We start from the raw sequence: 16,009 nt of genomic DNA, 5'->3' as shown, positions 1-16,009 counted from the left end.
TTCCGGGAAGCCGCAGTGAGCGGCTTGTGTGGCTGGATCGGCCACGGCGCCAGTGTCGCTGACAACCAGGCCCTGATCGGCGTCATGGCGACGCCGCTGGCGGCCTTCGACCAGAACGCCATCGGCACCCTGCAAGCGGCGCGCAGCGCGCTGGCGGTGTCGGCGCGCGCGGCCAGCGCCCACCTGTACCAGGGCGACGGCCTGCTGGTAGCCGTGTGGGGCGAACCGGAACTGGCCGACGGCCTCGACGCCCAGGGCCGGCAAGGTGACGGCTTGGCTGACGGCTTGGCCGAACGAGTGGCGCGCTTGTGGCGGCGCGACCCGGACGCCGTCTGCGTCAAGCTGAGCGGCGCCTTTGCGCTCGCCATCCTCGACGACGCCAAGGGCGACGCCCTGCTGGCGATCGACCGCATGGGCACGCACCAACTGAGCTACCAGACGGCAGGCGAGGCGCTGGTGTTCGCCACCTCGTCGGACGCGCTGATCCGCCACCCCAAAACGCCGGCGGCGATCGATCCGCAAGGCTTGTACAACTACGTCTACTTCCACATGGTTCCGGCGCCAGGCACCGTGTACCGCGGCCAGCAACGCCTGCTGCCGGGCGAATGCCTGCGCTTCAGGAACGGCAGCGTCGAGAAACGCGCCTACTGGCGCATGGTGTTCGACGAACAGCCGCAGCATTCGTTCGAAGACCTCAAGCAGCAGTTCCGCGACCTGCTGCGCAGCAGCGTGGTTGATGCGGCCGGCAAGCAGCCGTACGGCGCGTTCCTCAGCGGCGGCACCGACAGCTCCACCATCGCCGGCGTCATGCGCGAGCTGAGCGACCAGCCGGTCAACACCTACTCGATCGGCTTCGAAGCCGAAGGCTACGACGAAATGTCGTACGCGCGCCTGGCCTCGAAACACTTCGGCACCATCCACCACGAATACTACGTCACGCCGGACGACGTGGTGGCCGCCATTCCGCGCATCGGCGCCGTATTCGACCAGCCCTTCGGCAATGCCTCGGCGGTGCCGGCCTTTTACTGCGCGCGCCTGGCGCGCGCCGACGGCGTCACCCGCATGCTGGGCGGCGACGGCGGCGACGAACTATTCGGCGGCAACGAGCGCTACTCCAAGCAGCACGTGTTCGCCCTGTACGACAAGGTGCCGGGCCTGCTGCGCAAGGCCTTGCTGGAACCGGCCGTCTTCAACTTCCCGGCCGGCGAGCGCCTGAAACTGATTCGCAAGGCGCGCAGCTACATCGAGCAAGCTTCGCTGCCGATGCCGGCGCGCCTGGAAACCTACAACCTGCTGGGCCGCTTCGGCCCGGCGCAAGTGTTTACCGCCGGCTTCCTGGCCAGCGCCGACACCGGCGCGCCGCTGGCCAGCCTGTCGCACACCTACGCCCAGAACGATGCATCGAGCCTGATCAACCGCATGCTGGCGCTCGACCTGAAAGTCACCCTGGCCGACAACGACCTGCCCAAGGTGATCAAGGCGTGCGAACTGGCGGCGATGGAAGCGGCCTTTCCGTTCCTGTCGGACCAGATGGTGGCCTTCTCGGCGCGCCTGACGGCCAAGCAGAAACTCAATGGCACCCAGTTGCGCTACTTCTTCAAGGAAGCGCTGCGCGGCTTCCTGCCCGACGACATCATCACCAAGCAAAAGCACGGCTTCGGCCTGCCGTTCGGCGTATGGCTGCAAAAGCACAAGCCGCTCCAGCAGCTCGCGCTCGACAGCCTGGCCGACCTGAAGGCGCGCCAGATCGTGCGTCCCGAATTTATCGACGCGCTGGTCGGCCAGCACTTGAACGAGCACGCCGGCTACCATGGGACCATGGTGTGGGTCCTGATGATGATGGAGCAGTGGTTCAAGCAGCGCTCCGCACCGCAAAGCTGATACCGATGCCCGATTACCAGCGTTTCGACGCCGTTGCATGTGATTTCCCCCGTCCGAGCGCTCCCCTGTTGCCGGTCCTGCGCTGGGCCGACCTCAGTTTCGGCAGCGGCACCGTGGCCCCGGCCCTGATCGACGGCACCGCCGTGCGCCACTTCGCGCGCGGCCGCTACGCCATGCACGCCGCCTGCCAGGCCGGCGGCATCGGTCCCGGCACGGTGCTGCTGGCGCCGTCCTACCATTGCCGCACCATGATCGACCCGGCGCTGGCGCTGGGCGGCACGGTGCTGTTCTATGACGTCGACAGCGACCTGACCCCGCGCGTGGACAGCATCCGCGCCCTGCTGGCGCCGCGCGACCACGGCATCAAGGCGCTGGTGCTGCCGCACTACTTCGGCTTCGAGCAGCCGCCGGCCCTGATGGCGGCGGTGAGCGCGGTGTGCCGCCACCACGGCATCATGCTGATCGAAGACTGTTCGCATGCCTGGCAGGTGGCGGCCAAGCGCGCCCAGACCGGCCAGGCCAACGCCGACCATGTGCTGATGGCCAGCCCCTGCAAATTTTTCGGTTGCGAAGACGGCGGCGTGTTGTGGGCCAACCCGGCGCTGTTTCCGATCACGCCGCCGGCCAAACCCGGCCTGCTGCGCGAAATCAAGGCGTTCAAGACGGCCTGGTCGCGCAACCGCGCCGCGCGCGCGATCGCCGCCGATGCCGTGCCGCGCGACCCCACCCTGCGCGGGCAGGATATCTTCGAGCGCCACGACCAGCCTTCCCCCTCCTACGAGCGTGCCATGGAAAACAAGAACAGCCTGGCGCTGTCGCGCTGGGTGATGCGGCGCACCCGCCTCGCCCCCCTGGTCGAACAACGCCGCCAGCATTACCGCCAGTGGCTCGAAGCGGTGGCCGGCGCGCGCGGCGGCCAGGCGCTCATGCCCGACCTGCCCGACGACTGCGCACCCTATATGTTCCCGATCACGATCGCCCAGCCGGACCCGGTGTTTTACCAGTTAAAGCAGGCCGGCATGCCGATTTTCCGCTGGGACGACATGGCGGTGTCGAGTTGCACGGTGGCGCGCAACTACCGCCTGCACCTGCTGCACCTGCCCTGCCACCAGGCGCTGTCGGCGCAGCAGATGACGTGGATGACGGCGCTGGTATCGAAAGCGCTGGCATGAGCGGCTGGAGCGGCGTGCCGCTGCAGCGCTCCCTCGGCGAGCACGGCGCCCCCTGGGATGCCTTGAACGCTCGCCTGTTCGGCGGCCATCCGCTGCTCGACGCGCGCTTCATCGACGGCCTGCTGGCCCAGTTCGGCGACGGCAGCGAGCAGTTGTGGACCTGCCGGCGCGACGGCCAGGTCGAGGCGATGTGCGTGCTCAAGCGGCGCAATGCGCTGGTCTGGGCCAGCTTCCTGCCGCCGCAGGCGCAGATCGGCGCCACCATGGTGGCCGACGCCGCGCTGCTCGACTCGCTCTGGGGCAGCCTGCCGCCGCTGGTGATCCAGCTCGACCTGCTCTGCAACGACCCGCAAGTGGGCGCCGTGCTGGCCGGCCCGGCGCCGGGCCAGCAATTGATGAACCACGCGCGCACCATGCGCATTTCGCTCGATGGCGGCGTTGACGATTACTGGTCGGCGCGTGCCCACCTGCAAAGCAATATCAAGCGCTACCAGAAACGCTTGCTGGAGAAGGGCGTGAGCAAGCGCCACATGCACATCGTCGAAGCCGACCAGATGGACGCGGCGGTGGAGCGCTACGCCGCGCTCGAAAGCGCCGGCTGGAAGGGCCGCAGCGGCACCGCGGTCGGCGCCACCCCGGCCCAGCAGCAGTTCTACCGCGACCTGCTGCGGGGCGCCGCCGTGGACGGCCACGCCCTGGTGTGCGAACTGTGGTTGGACGACAAGCTGGCCGCCTCGCGCCTGATCCTGCGCCAGAACGGCATGTACGTGATGCTCAAGACCAGCTACGACGAGAGCTTTGCCGAATATTCGCCGGGCCGCCTGCTGCTGCGCGGCGTGATCGACCACGCGTTCGAGGCCGATCCGGGCGGCGCCATCGAGTTCTACACCGACGCCGACCACAACCTGCTCGAGTGGGCCAGCAGCCAGCGCTGGATCCGGCACCGCACGCTGTACCGCTGGAGCGCGGCCGAAGCGCTGAAGGTGTCGCTGCGCGCATGGCACAGCAAGCCGCGCGCGCTGGAGGGCCTGGCGGTCGAGGTGGTCCACCACCCGGACGCGCTGGCCCCCGACGTGCAAAGCTTCATGACCAAGGCCGAGAAGCAGAATGTGGCCGGCGGCCTGGCGTGGTACCGCAACCTGGTCGAGACGGTCTATCCGGCCAATCCCGGGCTGCGCTTCTACGTGCTGCGCCAGGGCCGGCACGTGATGGCGGTGCTGCCGCTGCGCGCCCAGAAAACCGGCGGCGCCTGGCAACTGAGTTCATTGTCGAATTTTTATACCAGCCTGTACGAGCCGGTGCTCGACCCCGGCCTGAAACCGCGCGAGATGGTGACGCTGCTCTCGGCCATCCACGACGAGTTTCCGAGCATCGCGTCGCTGACGCTCACGCCGATGGACCCGGATTCGCACGCCTACCAGACCATGCTGGGCGCGATGCGCATCAAGGGCTGGCTGGCGTTCGAGTATTTCGCCTTCGGCAACTGGTACCAGCCGATCAGCGGCGACTGGGCCGGCTACCTGGCCGCGCGCGGCGGACAGCTGCAAAACACCATCCGGCGCATGGGCAAGAAGTTCGCCAACGATGGCGGCACCCTGGAAATCGTCACCAGCGCCAGGGATCTGCCGGTGGCCATTGCGGCCTACGAAAAGGTGTACGCGGCCAGCTGGAAAAAGCCCGAGCCCTTCCCCGCGTTCATGCCGGCGCTGATGCAGACCTACGCCGCCAAGGGCTTCCTGCGCCTGGGACTGGCGTGGATCAAGGGCGAACCGGTGGCCGCGCAATTGTGGATCGTCTCGTACGGACGGGCCGAGATCTACAAGCTGGCCTACGACGAAGGCTTCAAGGCCTATTCGCCGGGGACCCTGGTTACGGCCATGCTGATGGAGCACGCGATCGACAAGGACAAGGTCACCGAAATCGATTACCTGATCGGCGACGACGCCTATAAAAAGACGTGGATGAGCCACCGGCGCGAACGCTGGGGCATGGTGGCGTACAACCCCAAGTCGCTGCGCGGCCTGAAAGGACTGGCGCGCGAAGCGGCCGGCCGCGCCGCGCGCGGCGTGGCCGACCGCCTGGGCTGAACCTGCTTACGCCGAGGTACGGATGAAGAAGATGTTGTCCTTCCCGTTCGGCATGAGCATGAAACCACGCAGCGCCGGCACGTAGCGGAAGCGGTTATGCACCCCGGCCCCGGTGCTCTCGGGCGGACGGGTGCCCCCGGCCAGTTCGAACATGCTCATGTCCCAGGTATTGCCCCCGTTCGGCTTGATCACGTAGATGCGGCCGGCGCCCGCGCCCTGGCCGCAGTAGAACAGGAAGCGGTCGTTGGCGGGGTCGTAATCCATGCCGGCGTAGGTCGGCTTGTCGGCCTTGAAGCTCTCGAGCGCCGCACCCGGATTGAACGCCACCGAGATCTGCGCCGTGCCATCGAGCGGCACGCGTGAAGCGAACACCCCCAGCGCCCCGTAACCCATGCCGTCCGCCCAGTTCAGCGAAAACAGCTGGTTGCGCAGCGCGTCGTGCGCGATCGGCCAGCGGATCGTATCGTTGGTGCGCTGCGTGATCGGCTCGCTCCAGGTGCGGGTGCTGGCCGAAAAACGCGCCAGCCCGGTGCTCCAGATGTCGCCCGTGGCGCGGATCGATAGCGCGCCCAGGTGCCCGGTCGGAATGTCGGTCCAGGTGCCGGGCCGGTCCCAGGTGTTCGATTCCAGGTCGAAGCCATCGACGTTGTGGAAGGAGTGCGCATTGCCGTAGGCGCCGCGCACGCCGAAGGTCATCACCCGGTTCAACTGCGGCACGTAATGCATGGTGCTGTACAGGTGGCGCGAGGTCGGCGTGCCATCGGCGTAATAGGCCACATCCATCGCCGCGGGCGAGCTTTGGCTGTGGAGCAGCCGCCACACCGGCGCATTGTCGGTCAGGCGCAGCGACACCACCCGGTTGTCGGGCGAATCGAGGTGGCCGCCGGCGGCCGCGATCAGGATGTCGTTGCTGCGTTCATTGAAGGCGATGCCGCTGTAGGCATGCACCGCAGAGCCGCCCGCGCCGGCGGTGCCGGCGATCTCGATCCACTCGCCCAGCCCGGTGCCGGCGAACCAGGCCGGATCGCCTTCCTGCGGCGTGCTTGGCACCGGCACCGGCTGGGTCGGCGCATACAGCGCCGGTTTCACGCCCCACACCGGCTTGGCGTCGAAGGCGGCGCGCAAGGCGCCCCAGTTGCTGGCGCGCGTCATGCGCTCGTACGCCTCGCGCGCGCCCGGCACGCCATGGCGCACCGCGTAGGCGATGGCCGGCACCAGGTTGCCCCACATGGCGCGCTCGCCCGGCATGTATTCGCCGGCCAGCACGCCCTCGGTCTTGCCCATCCAGACCGGCGGCGTGGCGTACGTGGCGCGGTACACCTCGGCCTCGGAGCTGTACCAGGGACCGGTGCCGTTATCGTAATCGGGCCTGGCGTCGGGCGAGATGACCATCGTGTACGGCACCGCGTTGATGTACCAGAAAGCGTCCTTGGTGCCGAGCCGGCCGACCGCGCTGCGCGCCTTCCAGGCGAAGAAGGCGCCCAGCTTGGTGCTGGCGGCCGCCGAAATCGGCAAGCCCAGCGAGACCGAATAGCCAAAGGCCGCGGTGACGAAGTCCTGCTGCCACGGTGAAGCCATGCGGATGGTGCCGTCGTAGCCTTCGCCCGGCTTGATCCAGCCGAACGGGTTGTTCGGACGGGCCACGTAACGGCCGTGGAAGTGCTCGATATTCGCTTCCACCGAGGCGATGAATTCGGCCCGCAGCTCGCGGTCGTCGTCGGGCGTCACGCACAGGGCTTGCACGCGCGTGCGCCAGTCCCAGGCGCAGCTGCGGGTCTGCCAGGCCGCGACGGCGGTCTGCACCAGACCCAGGCTGCCGGTGCGCAGCGCGGTATTGTCGCCATTGCCGAGGTAATTGGCGGTGGCGGCGAACTGCACCTGCTCCATGAAGTAAAAGCGGCCGGTGACCAGGTAGGCCGCAAAACCGACCGAGGGGCTGTGCGCCACATCCCAGCCGGGCGGATTGCCGCCCGTGGCCACCGGGGTGTACTGGCCGTTGGTGGAGCCGCCGGTATCCTTGAAACCATGGCCGGTGCGGATGTTCAGGGTCGGATAGCTGGAAAAGCGCAGCGGGCGGTTGGTGCTCTCGTCGCGGTAATGCAGGCCGTAGCGGCCGGCCGAAAAGCCGTTGCGCACCACGCCGGCGAACGTGGCCGGGGTGTCGGCCACCAGGAACAGCACATCGTGCTGCGGCAGCAGGCCGATCGGATCCTGGTAGCCGGACGAGGCCATGCTGTCGCTGTCGTAGGTGAAGTTACCCGCCTGCAGCGGCGTGTAGCTGGCCACCAGGGCCTTGACCGCGCTGGCGTCGGCGGTCAGGCGCGCCTGGTACGAGGGCACCAGTTCGCTCGCCTGCAAATAGAGCGCATTCTGGCGCGGCACCACGCCGGGATCGGCGCCACCCCAGTACGACAGGGCGGTTCCGCTGATCAAGGGGGTGCGCTGGTGGTGTTTGAGGTCGATCGCGGCCGACATGCGCAAGCTGCCATTGAGCGAAAAGGTGTAGGTGGCCGCCTTGTTCGATGGCGCGGCCACGCGCAGGTAGCCGTTTTCGATCCACGGCAGCACTTCGAGCGCGCCGCTGGCCCACAGGCGCACTTCCAGCCAGGCCACCAGGTGCGGGTCGCTGCCGACCGGCTTGCGGTAAATCCAGGACGACATCAGCGGACCGCTGACCCACGTCTTGAACGGGCTGTCCCAGTCGGCGCCCTGCCAGCTGACGGTGCCGAACGCGCCGCAACCGACTGCGGCGACGGCGCCGCTGGTGCGCAGGCGCGCCGTCTCGATCGGGCTCGCGCTCGCGCCGGTGGCCAGCACGCCCAGGTTGACGGTGGTGCCGGCTGGCGTGGGCAGGCTGGCCTGGCCGGAGAGCAGCGCGAATTTGAGCGAACCGTCCGGCCACAGGTTTTTGACGTTGACCTGCAAGGCGCCCTGGTCCGAGCCGAGCGTGCGTCCGGCCGGCACATCGCCGCGGCGGAAGGCGAAGCCCAGGCAGAACGGCGCCGAAGCCTGGCCGGTGGTGCTGACAACGGTAAACGAGGCGTTCGGAACCGGCGCGCCCGGCTGCGGCACGACCGGCGGCGTCCCCTGGTCGAAGGGACCGGAAGCGGTGCTCTGCACGCCGCCGGCGGCGGTCGAGGTGGGCGCGGCGGCGGCGCCATCGCCGCCGCCGCCGCCGCCACCGCAAGCGGTGAGCGCGCCGGAGGCAACGAGCATGGTGGAGCGTCGGAGGAATATACGGCGTTGCAAATCGGTCATAATGGTTTCTTCGTAATAACAATGAGAAAAGTGCTATTAACGCGGCGTCGCTCGTTCTTTAAACAACCCCAATAGCGCGGCGATGGACTCTATAGTTGCGGCATGGAAACAGCATTTTACCCGCATATTTCATGCGTATGAAATGACCGTTCACAAACAAAACGAGAAATTCGAATATATATTTTCGTGGAATGATGGAATGGCAATGATTATCAACTTGCCGAATTGAAATAACAATGAAGGGCTGGTCAATATTACCGCGAGTATAATCTTATGGCCGGCTTGGCATTATCGCGGCCGCAGCGCCGCCATATTAACCGCTAAGGCCGGCAATGAATAGCGTGCGGCAATCGAGATAATAATTCAGGAAAAACAACGGCGCTAATATGTTTGACAATAGCGCCGTCTTATTTGCCGCCGGCGCTCGCGCGGCGGGCCTGGACGATGGCCAGGAACTCGCGGTACAAGGGATGACGAAAGGCCCACAGCAGCAGCGGCCAAGCCACGCAGGTAGCGCCGGCGCAGCTAAAGAAGGCCGCGTGGCCGAGCGCCTGGCCGGCCGGGCGCAGCCACAGCGTGAGCGCGATCGCCGGCGCCAGGCTGAGCAGCGCGAGCATCAGGTTCATGCCCACATAGCGCAATAGCGCGCCGAAGTCGGTCGGCAGGCGGCGTTGCTTGAGCGCATACCAGTACGGCACGCTGACCAGGGCCATCACCATAAAGCCGATCGCGAAATACTGCAGGTTACGGTAATAGAAAACCACCAGGCACAGGGCGATCGCCTTGACCGGCTGGATGATCAGTTCGGCCGTGGCCACCAGTTTCGAGTGGCCGGCGGCCAGCAGCACGGTCGGGGTCAGGTTGATCATCGCGCTGGCCGCGCCGGCCAGGCAAAAGAATGGCACCAGCGGCGCCGACTGGTCCCACTGCGGGCCGAACATCAAGCGCAGCACTTCGAGCGGAAACAGCGCGGCAAAGCCATAAAAGGTCCAGGCAATGGCGGTCACATTGGTGACGCTGATAACATACTTTTCTTCCAGCTTATCGTCATTGCGCACCGCTTTCGAAAACGCCGGATACGCCACATTGCGCACCGCGCCCATGAAATCGCGGTGAAACAGGTTCATCAGGCCCTGGGCGCGGCTGGCGATGGCCACCGCCGAAAAGCCCATGATCTTGCCGACCGCCAGATCGTTGATATCCATCGTGATCGAGGTGATCACGTTGGCCACGGTGAGCGGCCCGCCGAACTTCATGATCTCGCGCCACTTGGAGAGGGCGGGACGCAGCAGGCGGGCGGCCGCGCCCACGTGCCAGATGCCGGCGGCGATGATCGCGTTGTTCAACACCGCGCCGAAGGCCAGCGCATACGCGCCCGCGCCCTGCCACGCCATGAGCAGGGTGGCGATGGTCGAGAGCACGGCCGCCGACAGGTTAATCCGCATCACCGACTGGAAATTGAGTTCCCGCCGCAGCAGCGCCAGGCACACCGAATTGAAGGGCAGGATCAGGAAGTTGAGCGCGACGATGCGGGCGATGGCGGTCAGGCTCTCTTCATGATAAAAGGCGCCGATCAGCGGGGCGCACAGTTGAATCAGCAAAAACAGGCTGCAACCGAGGATCAGGGCCAGGCCCCAGGCGCTGGCGATGTATTCGCCGGTGAGTTCCTTTTTCTGGATCAGAAAATTCACCAGTCCGAAATCGCGGATGACCTGCGTGACGCTGATGATCGCCAGCGCCACCGAAAACAGGCCGACCTGCTTGGGCGTGAGCAAACGCGCCAGCAGCACGAACGACACCAGGTTCAGGGCGATGCCGAGATAACTCTCGAGGAATGAAAACACCATGGCGCGCCGCACGGTGCTCATGCGGCGCTCCGTGGGTGCCGCACGATGGCGCCAAGGGCCAGCGCCAGCTTGCCGGTCAGGCTGGCGCGCGTGTACATCGCCAGTTCGCTCGGAATGCGCTTTGAAAAGATCGCGCCCGGGCCGTCCTGGCACAGGGCGGCCAGGATGTCGGCCAGTCCGGCCACATCGCCCGGATCGGCGCGCCGCGCACCACCGACCTGGGTGAGCGTCTTGGCCACTTCGCTGACCGGCTGCGCCGACGCCAGGATCGGGCGCCCGCTGCCCAGGTATTCGAACAGCTTGCCCGGCATGCTGGCGTGCTCGTAGACGCCTTTCGAGACCGGCAGGTACAAGACGCTGGCGCCCGACATCAGCGCGGTTGCCTCGGCATGCGGCACGCGCCCGCGTTCCTCGACGATGTCGTCGATGCCGTATTCGCGCGCGGGACCGGGCGCGTAGCCGGCCACCACGATCCTCAAGCGCGCCAGCTTGGGCGTGCCGCGCTCCTTGAGCAGCCGCACCGCCGCGTACAGGTCGTCCGGGCCGTAGCCGGGGCGCCATACGCCGGTGTAGACGATGCGCATGCGCTCGTCGGCCGGCGCCGGCGCGGCCGCTGGAAAATCGTCTTCATCGAAGCCGTTGGTGATGAAAAAGCGGTTTTTGGGCAGCAGCGCTTGCGGCAGCAGGCCCAGGAACGATTCGGTGGTGGCGATCACGCCGGACGCCGCGCGCAGCACGCGCCGCTCCAGGCCCGGGTTCAGGCGCCGTTGCAGCCAGCTGGTCTTGTCCCACGCCACCTCGGCCGGCTTCCACAGGTCGCGATAATCGACCACGAACGGCACGCCGCTGCGGCGGCTGACTTTTTCGGCGACCAAAAAGGAGGACCACGGCCAGCCGGTGGCGTAGATGGCGTCGAACGGCTCCTGCGCGTGCAGGCGCAGCGCATGCTCCACCGCCATCGGAATCCAGCTGGCGCATTCGTCCGGCACGTTCCACAGGCGGCGCACGCGCCATTCCAGGGCGCCGGCCAGGCGTTGCGGGTCGACCAGGGCGGCGAATCTTGCCGCGAACCTGGGCGCCATGTGGCGCGTCCACAAGGGCGCGCGTTCGATGCGGGTGCCGGGACGCACTTCGTCCAGCAGCGAGGGGTCGCAGTGCTGGGGGTCGGGGCTGTCGACCGTCAGCACGGTCGGGGTCCAGCCATGATCGGGCAAATGGTTGACGAATTCGAGACTGCGGCGCGTCCCCGAATTGAAAATCGGCGGATACAGATAAGCGATGACCAGCACTTTCTTCATCTCAGCGGCGCACTTTTCGATACACCGCCAGGTGGCTGGCGAAACTCTCGGACCAGGCGAACTTGCGCACCCATGTCGCGGCGGCGGCCACCATCGGCGCGCGCTGCTCGCCCAGCGTGCCGGCCCGGTCCAGCGCCGCGACCCAGGCGTCCAGGTCGTGCGGCGGCACCACCATCGCCAGCGGGCCGATCAACTCCTTCAGGCTGCCCAAGGCGCTGAAAATGACCGGCACCCCGGCCGCCTGCGCCTCCAGCGCGGGAAAGCCGAAGCCTTCGTACAGGGTCGGGTACAGCACCGCCTGGGCGCCGCGATACAAGGCGCGCAGTTCGGCGTCGGACAGGAATTCGGCAAACAGTACGCGGCCCTGCAAATGGGGCGGCAGTTCGGCCAGGGCGGTGCGGCGGGCGGCGGCGCCGAAGCCGCAGATGACCAGTTTCAGGTCCTTCTGGCCGCTGGCGGCGATCACCTCCATCGCCCACTCGGGGCGCTTGCGCTTCATCGGCCCGCCCAGGTAGACGGCGTAGGGCGCGCTGCCGATCTGGCGCGCCAGTTCGGCGTGCATCGGACCGTGTTCATTGGTGAAGTAGGCTTCGTCGATCCCGTGCGGGATCACCGTCAGCTTCGGTTCCAGCCAGGGCCAGCGCGCCAGGATGTCGGTGCGCGAGCATTCGCTGATGGTGATCACGTGCGCGCACTTTCTCAAAGCCGCCGGAATCGTGTGGTCCCAGTACAGGCGCGCGCCGAGCGTGTCGGCCCGTTCTTCCCAGGCCAGGGTGTCATGCACGGTCACCACCGTCGGTTTCGGCTGCCACAGCGACAAGGCGCCCTCGGTCGCGTGCAGCAGGTCGATATCGAGCTTGCGCAGGCGCAGCGGCAGGCCAAGCTGCTCCCACGCGCGGAAACGGTCGCCGCGAAAGGTGAACACATCGGTTTCCAGGTTGGCGCCGGGCGGCGTGACCATGCCGTGGCGGTCGTCGTCGCCGAACAGGCGCCAGTGCATCTCGGGATGCTCCTTCGAGTGGCTGAGCAGCTCGTACACGTACTTGCCCATGCCGCGAATGTGTTCGGTGTTCAGGCAGCGCGCCACCAGTCCGATATTGAGTGTCATGCTTTTTCCTTTGATGGCGACAGCGCCTTCAGGCCCGTCTTGACCAGCACTTTCCATCCCGGTACATGGGTGGGGTCGGAGCGCAGCGCGGCGAAAGCGGCGCGCCGCGCCTGGCCCAGGTTGCGCGCGGCCAGGTGCGCGCCGGCGAAGTCGCTCCAGCTTTTGGCCAGCATGCGCCGCACCGCCCGGGCGTCGCCGCTGCGCCCGTCGGGCGAGGCCAGGCCCCAGCGGCCGAGTGCCTGGCCGATCACGCGCGCGCGGTAGTTTTCGGCCGGCGTGGCGCGGGTGATGCTGGCCGGGTGGATGCGGTACAGGGCGTACGGCCGCGCCACGCGGACAATCGGCGTGATGCGCGAGGCGCGCAGCCACAGGTCGTAATCTTCGCCCAGGCGCAGGGTGACATCAAAACCGTTCAATTCGGCCAGCAAGGTGCGCTGCATCAGCACGGTCGAGGTCCACACCACGCAGTCGAGCAGCAGTTGCGGATAGATCCAGCCGGTCGCGCCGCACCAGCGCGCGCCATCCATCGCTTCCTCTTGCAGGCGCGCCAGGTAGTCCTGCGCCGGCTGCGGCACGTCGCTCGGCCACACCTTCCACGCGGTGTAGCACATGCGGCATTCGGGCAACGCCGCCATCTGCGCCAGCTGGGCGGCCAGCTTACCGGGCAGCCAGATGTCGTCGGCGTCGATGAACGCGATCCACTCGCCGCGCGCCGCCGCCACGCCCGTATTGCGGGCCGCCGCCACGCCGGCATTGGCTTGCTCGATGATGCGCACCGCCGGAAAACCCTTGCGCACCAGCGCCACCGACTCGTCGCGCGAGCCGTCGTCGACGACGATGATCTCGAGCGCGACGTCTTTTTGCGCCAGCACCGAGGCGATGGTCGCGCCGATGTAGCGCTGCGCGTTGTAGCAGGGGATGATCACCGAAATCAGCGGGGTCGTAGTTAGCGACGAACTTCTCAACGGCATCGCTGTCTCCCCACGATCGCGTTAAAGAGTCTCAGCTGGCCGGCGGTGGTGCTGTCCCAGCTGAACTGTTCGGCGTAGCGGCGCGTGTCGTCGTGCGCCGGATAGTCGGCGCGCAGCGCGTTGACGGCGTCGGCCACGCCCTGGCGGCTGCGCTCGACCATCAGCACGCCGGCGGCCGGCGCCGCCACCACTTCCGGCGTGCCCCACACGCGGGACGCCACCACGGGCGTGCCGCAAGCCATCGATTCGAGCAGCACGTTGGCCCAGCCTTCGCGGCTCGACGCCAGCACCAGGGCGTCGGCGGCGCCATAGTAGCGCGGCAGCTCGGGCTGCGGCACGGCGCCCAAAAAACGCACGCGCTCCTCGACCTTCAGTTCGCGCGCCAGCGCCTGCAAGCGTGGCAGTTCCACGCCGCTGCCGGCGATCAGCAGGGTCACGCCAGGGAGCAGCGGCAGCGCGCCGATGGCCAGGTCGTGGCCCTTGAGCGCCACCAGGTGGCCGACCGAGAGCAGGGTAAAGCCATCGAGCCCGAGCTCGCGGCGCAGGCCCGCGCGCTCGCCCTGCCGGAAGCGCTGCAAGTCCACGCCGTTGCGCAGCGGCGTGATGGTCGCCGGGTCGGCGCCCAGCTGCACCAGCTCGGTCTTGAGCGCGTCGCACACGGTGATGACGGCGGCGGCGTTGGCGGCGGCCCACTGGATCATCTTGCGCGGTTTGGCAAAATCGGGAATCAGGCTGATGTCCGAACCGCGCGCGGTGATCACCACCGGCTTGTTGAAATGCTGGCCCAGCTTGACCGCCGCCACGCCGTCGGGATAAAAATAGTGGGCGTCGATCAGGTCGAAGTTGAATCCCTCGTCCAGCATGCGGCCCACCGTGGCCCTGGCGGCGTTGGCCAGCAGCGCCGGCGAAAAATTCATGCCGATCTTCGGGATCACCGGATAACGCGGGTGCAGCACCGGCAGGCCGAAACGCTCTTCACTGGCGGGCACGCGCGCAAAGTCGCCGTACTGGCCGAAACGCTTGCCCGTGAACGGAAACCAGGGCACCGGCGCCACCACGCGCGCCTCCACCTGGCCGCTGGCGACCAGGTGGCGCAGGCGCGTCTCGACAAAGATGGCGTGGTTCGGCTTGACCTGGTTCGGGAACAGCGTCGTGAAGGTCAGGATCTTCATTTGTCGCCGGCGCGCTTGAGCGAGCCATACACCTTTTGGTAGCGCGCCACGCTGGCGGCCCAGGTGCGTTCGCGCTCCACGAACGCGCGGCCGTTGGCGCGCAGCGCGGCCCAGCGTTCCGGTGCGGCCAGGAGATCGAGCACCTTGTGCGCCAGCGCGGCCGGGTCGCCCGCGGCGAACAGCACGCCGGTGCGGCCGTCGTCGATCAGTTCGCGGTGGCCGCCCACGTCGGACGCCGCCAGCAGCCGGCCCTGGGCCATCGCTTCGAGCGGTTTCAAGGGCGTAACCAGATCGGTCAGGCGCATCTTCAGGCGCGGGTAGACCAGCACGTCGACCAGGTTGTAATAGCGCTGCACCTGGTCGTGCGGCACGCGGCCGGTAAAGATCACCTGGTCCGCCACGTTCAACTTCTGCGCCAGCGCCTTGAGCGCCGCGTCCTGGGGGCCGCCGCCGACCAGCAGCACGCGGATGGCGGGGTTCACCGCCAGCATGGCCGGCAAGGCGCGCAGCAGCACGTCCAGGCCCTCGTAGGCGTAGAATGAGCCGATGAAGCCGAGCACCGACTTGCCGTCCAGGTGCAGGCGCACGGCCAGCGACTCGTCGCGCGCGCCGTCGACGCTGAAGTCGGCCACGTCGACCGCGTTCGGGATGACGGTGATCTTGTCGGCCGGGATGCCGCGCCCGACGATTTCGGCGCGCAAGCCTTCGCAGATGGTGGTGGCGGCGTCCACCCGTTTGAGCGCATACGTTTCCAGCGCGCGCGTCATGCGGTAGCGCAGGCCCCATTCGCGGCTGGTGCCATGATCGACGGCGGCGTCTTCCCAGAAGGCGCGGATTTCGTACACCACCGGGATGCCCAGGCGGCGCCCCACGCGCAGCGCGGCCACGGCGTTCAGGGCCGGCGAATGCGCGTGCAGCACGTCGGGCTTGACTTCGAGGGCGACGTTGAGCAGGCGGTCTTCCAGCACGTCGATCACGGCGACCTGGTTGAACACCGGCAGGCGCGAGAGCGGCCCGCCGGCGGCCGCGGTGCGGTAGAAATCGAGGCCGTCGACGTGCTCGAAAGCCGCCTGGGTCATCCCCTGTTTGGGACTGGTGACATGAAAGGTCTGCCAGCCCAGGATGCGCTGTTCGTTGAGGATTGCGCGGGTGCGGAAGGTGTAGCCGCTGTGCAGCGGAATCGAGTGATCGAGCACGTGCAGGATGCGCAATGGT

Annotated in this window: 10 protein-coding genes; 3 read left to right on the top strand and 7 right to left on the bottom strand. The window is 67.4% G+C overall.

From position 1 onward, the window contains the following. Positions 1 to 15: 15 nt before the first annotated feature. The 3 genes from F1735_RS14680 to F1735_RS14670 are packed head-to-tail and all read left to right on the top strand — an operon-like array spanning position 16 to position 5,140. Positions 16 to 1,881, top strand: a complete 1,866-nt coding sequence (locus F1735_RS14680; protein ID WP_167237623.1) for an asparagine synthetase B family protein — start codon at positions 16 to 18, stop codon at positions 1,879 to 1,881. Positions 1,882 to 1,886: 5 nt separating this feature from the next. Further along, on the top strand, positions 1,887 to 3,053 hold the full coding sequence (locus F1735_RS14675) for a DegT/DnrJ/EryC1/StrS family aminotransferase (RefSeq protein ID WP_167237622.1): 1,167 nt from the start codon (positions 1,887 to 1,889) through the stop codon (positions 3,051 to 3,053). Continuing rightward, entirely contained in the window at positions 3,017 to 5,140 is a 2,124-nt protein-coding gene (locus F1735_RS14670) for a GNAT family N-acetyltransferase (RefSeq protein ID WP_167237621.1), read from the top strand. Before F1735_RS14675 ends, F1735_RS14670 begins: the two co-directional genes overlap by 37 nt. 6 nt (positions 5,141 to 5,146) lie before the next feature. On the opposite strand, the gene F1735_RS14665 is transcribed toward F1735_RS14670, so the two are convergent. The 7 genes from F1735_RS14665 to F1735_RS14635 form a co-directional block, all read right to left on the bottom strand. Then, positions 5,147 to 8,356 carry a hypothetical protein gene (locus F1735_RS14665; RefSeq protein ID WP_167237620.1) on the bottom strand — a complete coding sequence of 1,070 codons (3,210 nt, stop codon included), beginning with the start codon at positions 8,354 to 8,356 and terminating at the stop codon, positions 5,147 to 5,149. 449 nt (positions 8,357 to 8,805) lie between these two features. Further along, positions 8,806 to 10,266, bottom strand: coding sequence for a lipopolysaccharide biosynthesis protein (locus F1735_RS14660; protein WP_167237619.1), 1,461 nt, complete (start codon positions 10,264 to 10,266; stop codon positions 8,806 to 8,808). Then, positions 10,263 to 11,543 (bottom strand): glycosyltransferase family 4 protein, encoded by a 1,281-nt coding sequence (locus tag F1735_RS14655; RefSeq protein WP_167237618.1) that lies wholly within the window; start codon positions 11,541 to 11,543, stop codon positions 10,263 to 10,265. The genes F1735_RS14660 and F1735_RS14655 overlap by 4 nt, the downstream gene beginning before the upstream one ends. A 1-nt stretch (position 11,544) precedes the next feature. Continuing rightward, entirely contained in the window at positions 11,545 to 12,651 is a 1,107-nt protein-coding gene (locus F1735_RS14650) for a glycosyltransferase family 4 protein (protein ID WP_167237617.1), read from the bottom strand. Next, entirely contained in the window at positions 12,648 to 13,622 is a 975-nt protein-coding gene (locus tag F1735_RS14645; RefSeq protein WP_167237616.1) for a glycosyltransferase family 2 protein, read from the bottom strand. The genes F1735_RS14650 and F1735_RS14645 overlap by 4 nt, the downstream gene beginning before the upstream one ends. Then, entirely contained in the window at positions 13,613 to 14,794 is a 1,182-nt protein-coding gene (locus F1735_RS14640; protein ID WP_167237615.1) for a glycosyltransferase family 4 protein, read from the bottom strand. Before F1735_RS14640 ends, F1735_RS14645 begins: the two co-directional genes overlap by 10 nt. Next, positions 14,791 to 16,005, bottom strand: a complete 1,215-nt coding sequence (locus tag F1735_RS14635; RefSeq protein ID WP_167237636.1) for a TIGR04063 family PEP-CTERM/XrtA system glycosyltransferase — start codon at positions 16,003 to 16,005, stop codon at positions 14,791 to 14,793. The genes F1735_RS14640 and F1735_RS14635 overlap by 4 nt, the downstream gene beginning before the upstream one ends. Positions 16,006 to 16,009 lie beyond the last annotated feature (4 nt).

Origin of the sequence: Massilia genomosp. 1, assembly GCF_011682185.1 — a bacterium.
Classification (GTDB): Bacteria; Pseudomonadota; Gammaproteobacteria; order Burkholderiales; family Burkholderiaceae_D; genus Telluria_A; species Telluria_A rubra.
This window is presented reverse-complemented; position numbering and strand designations above follow the sequence as displayed.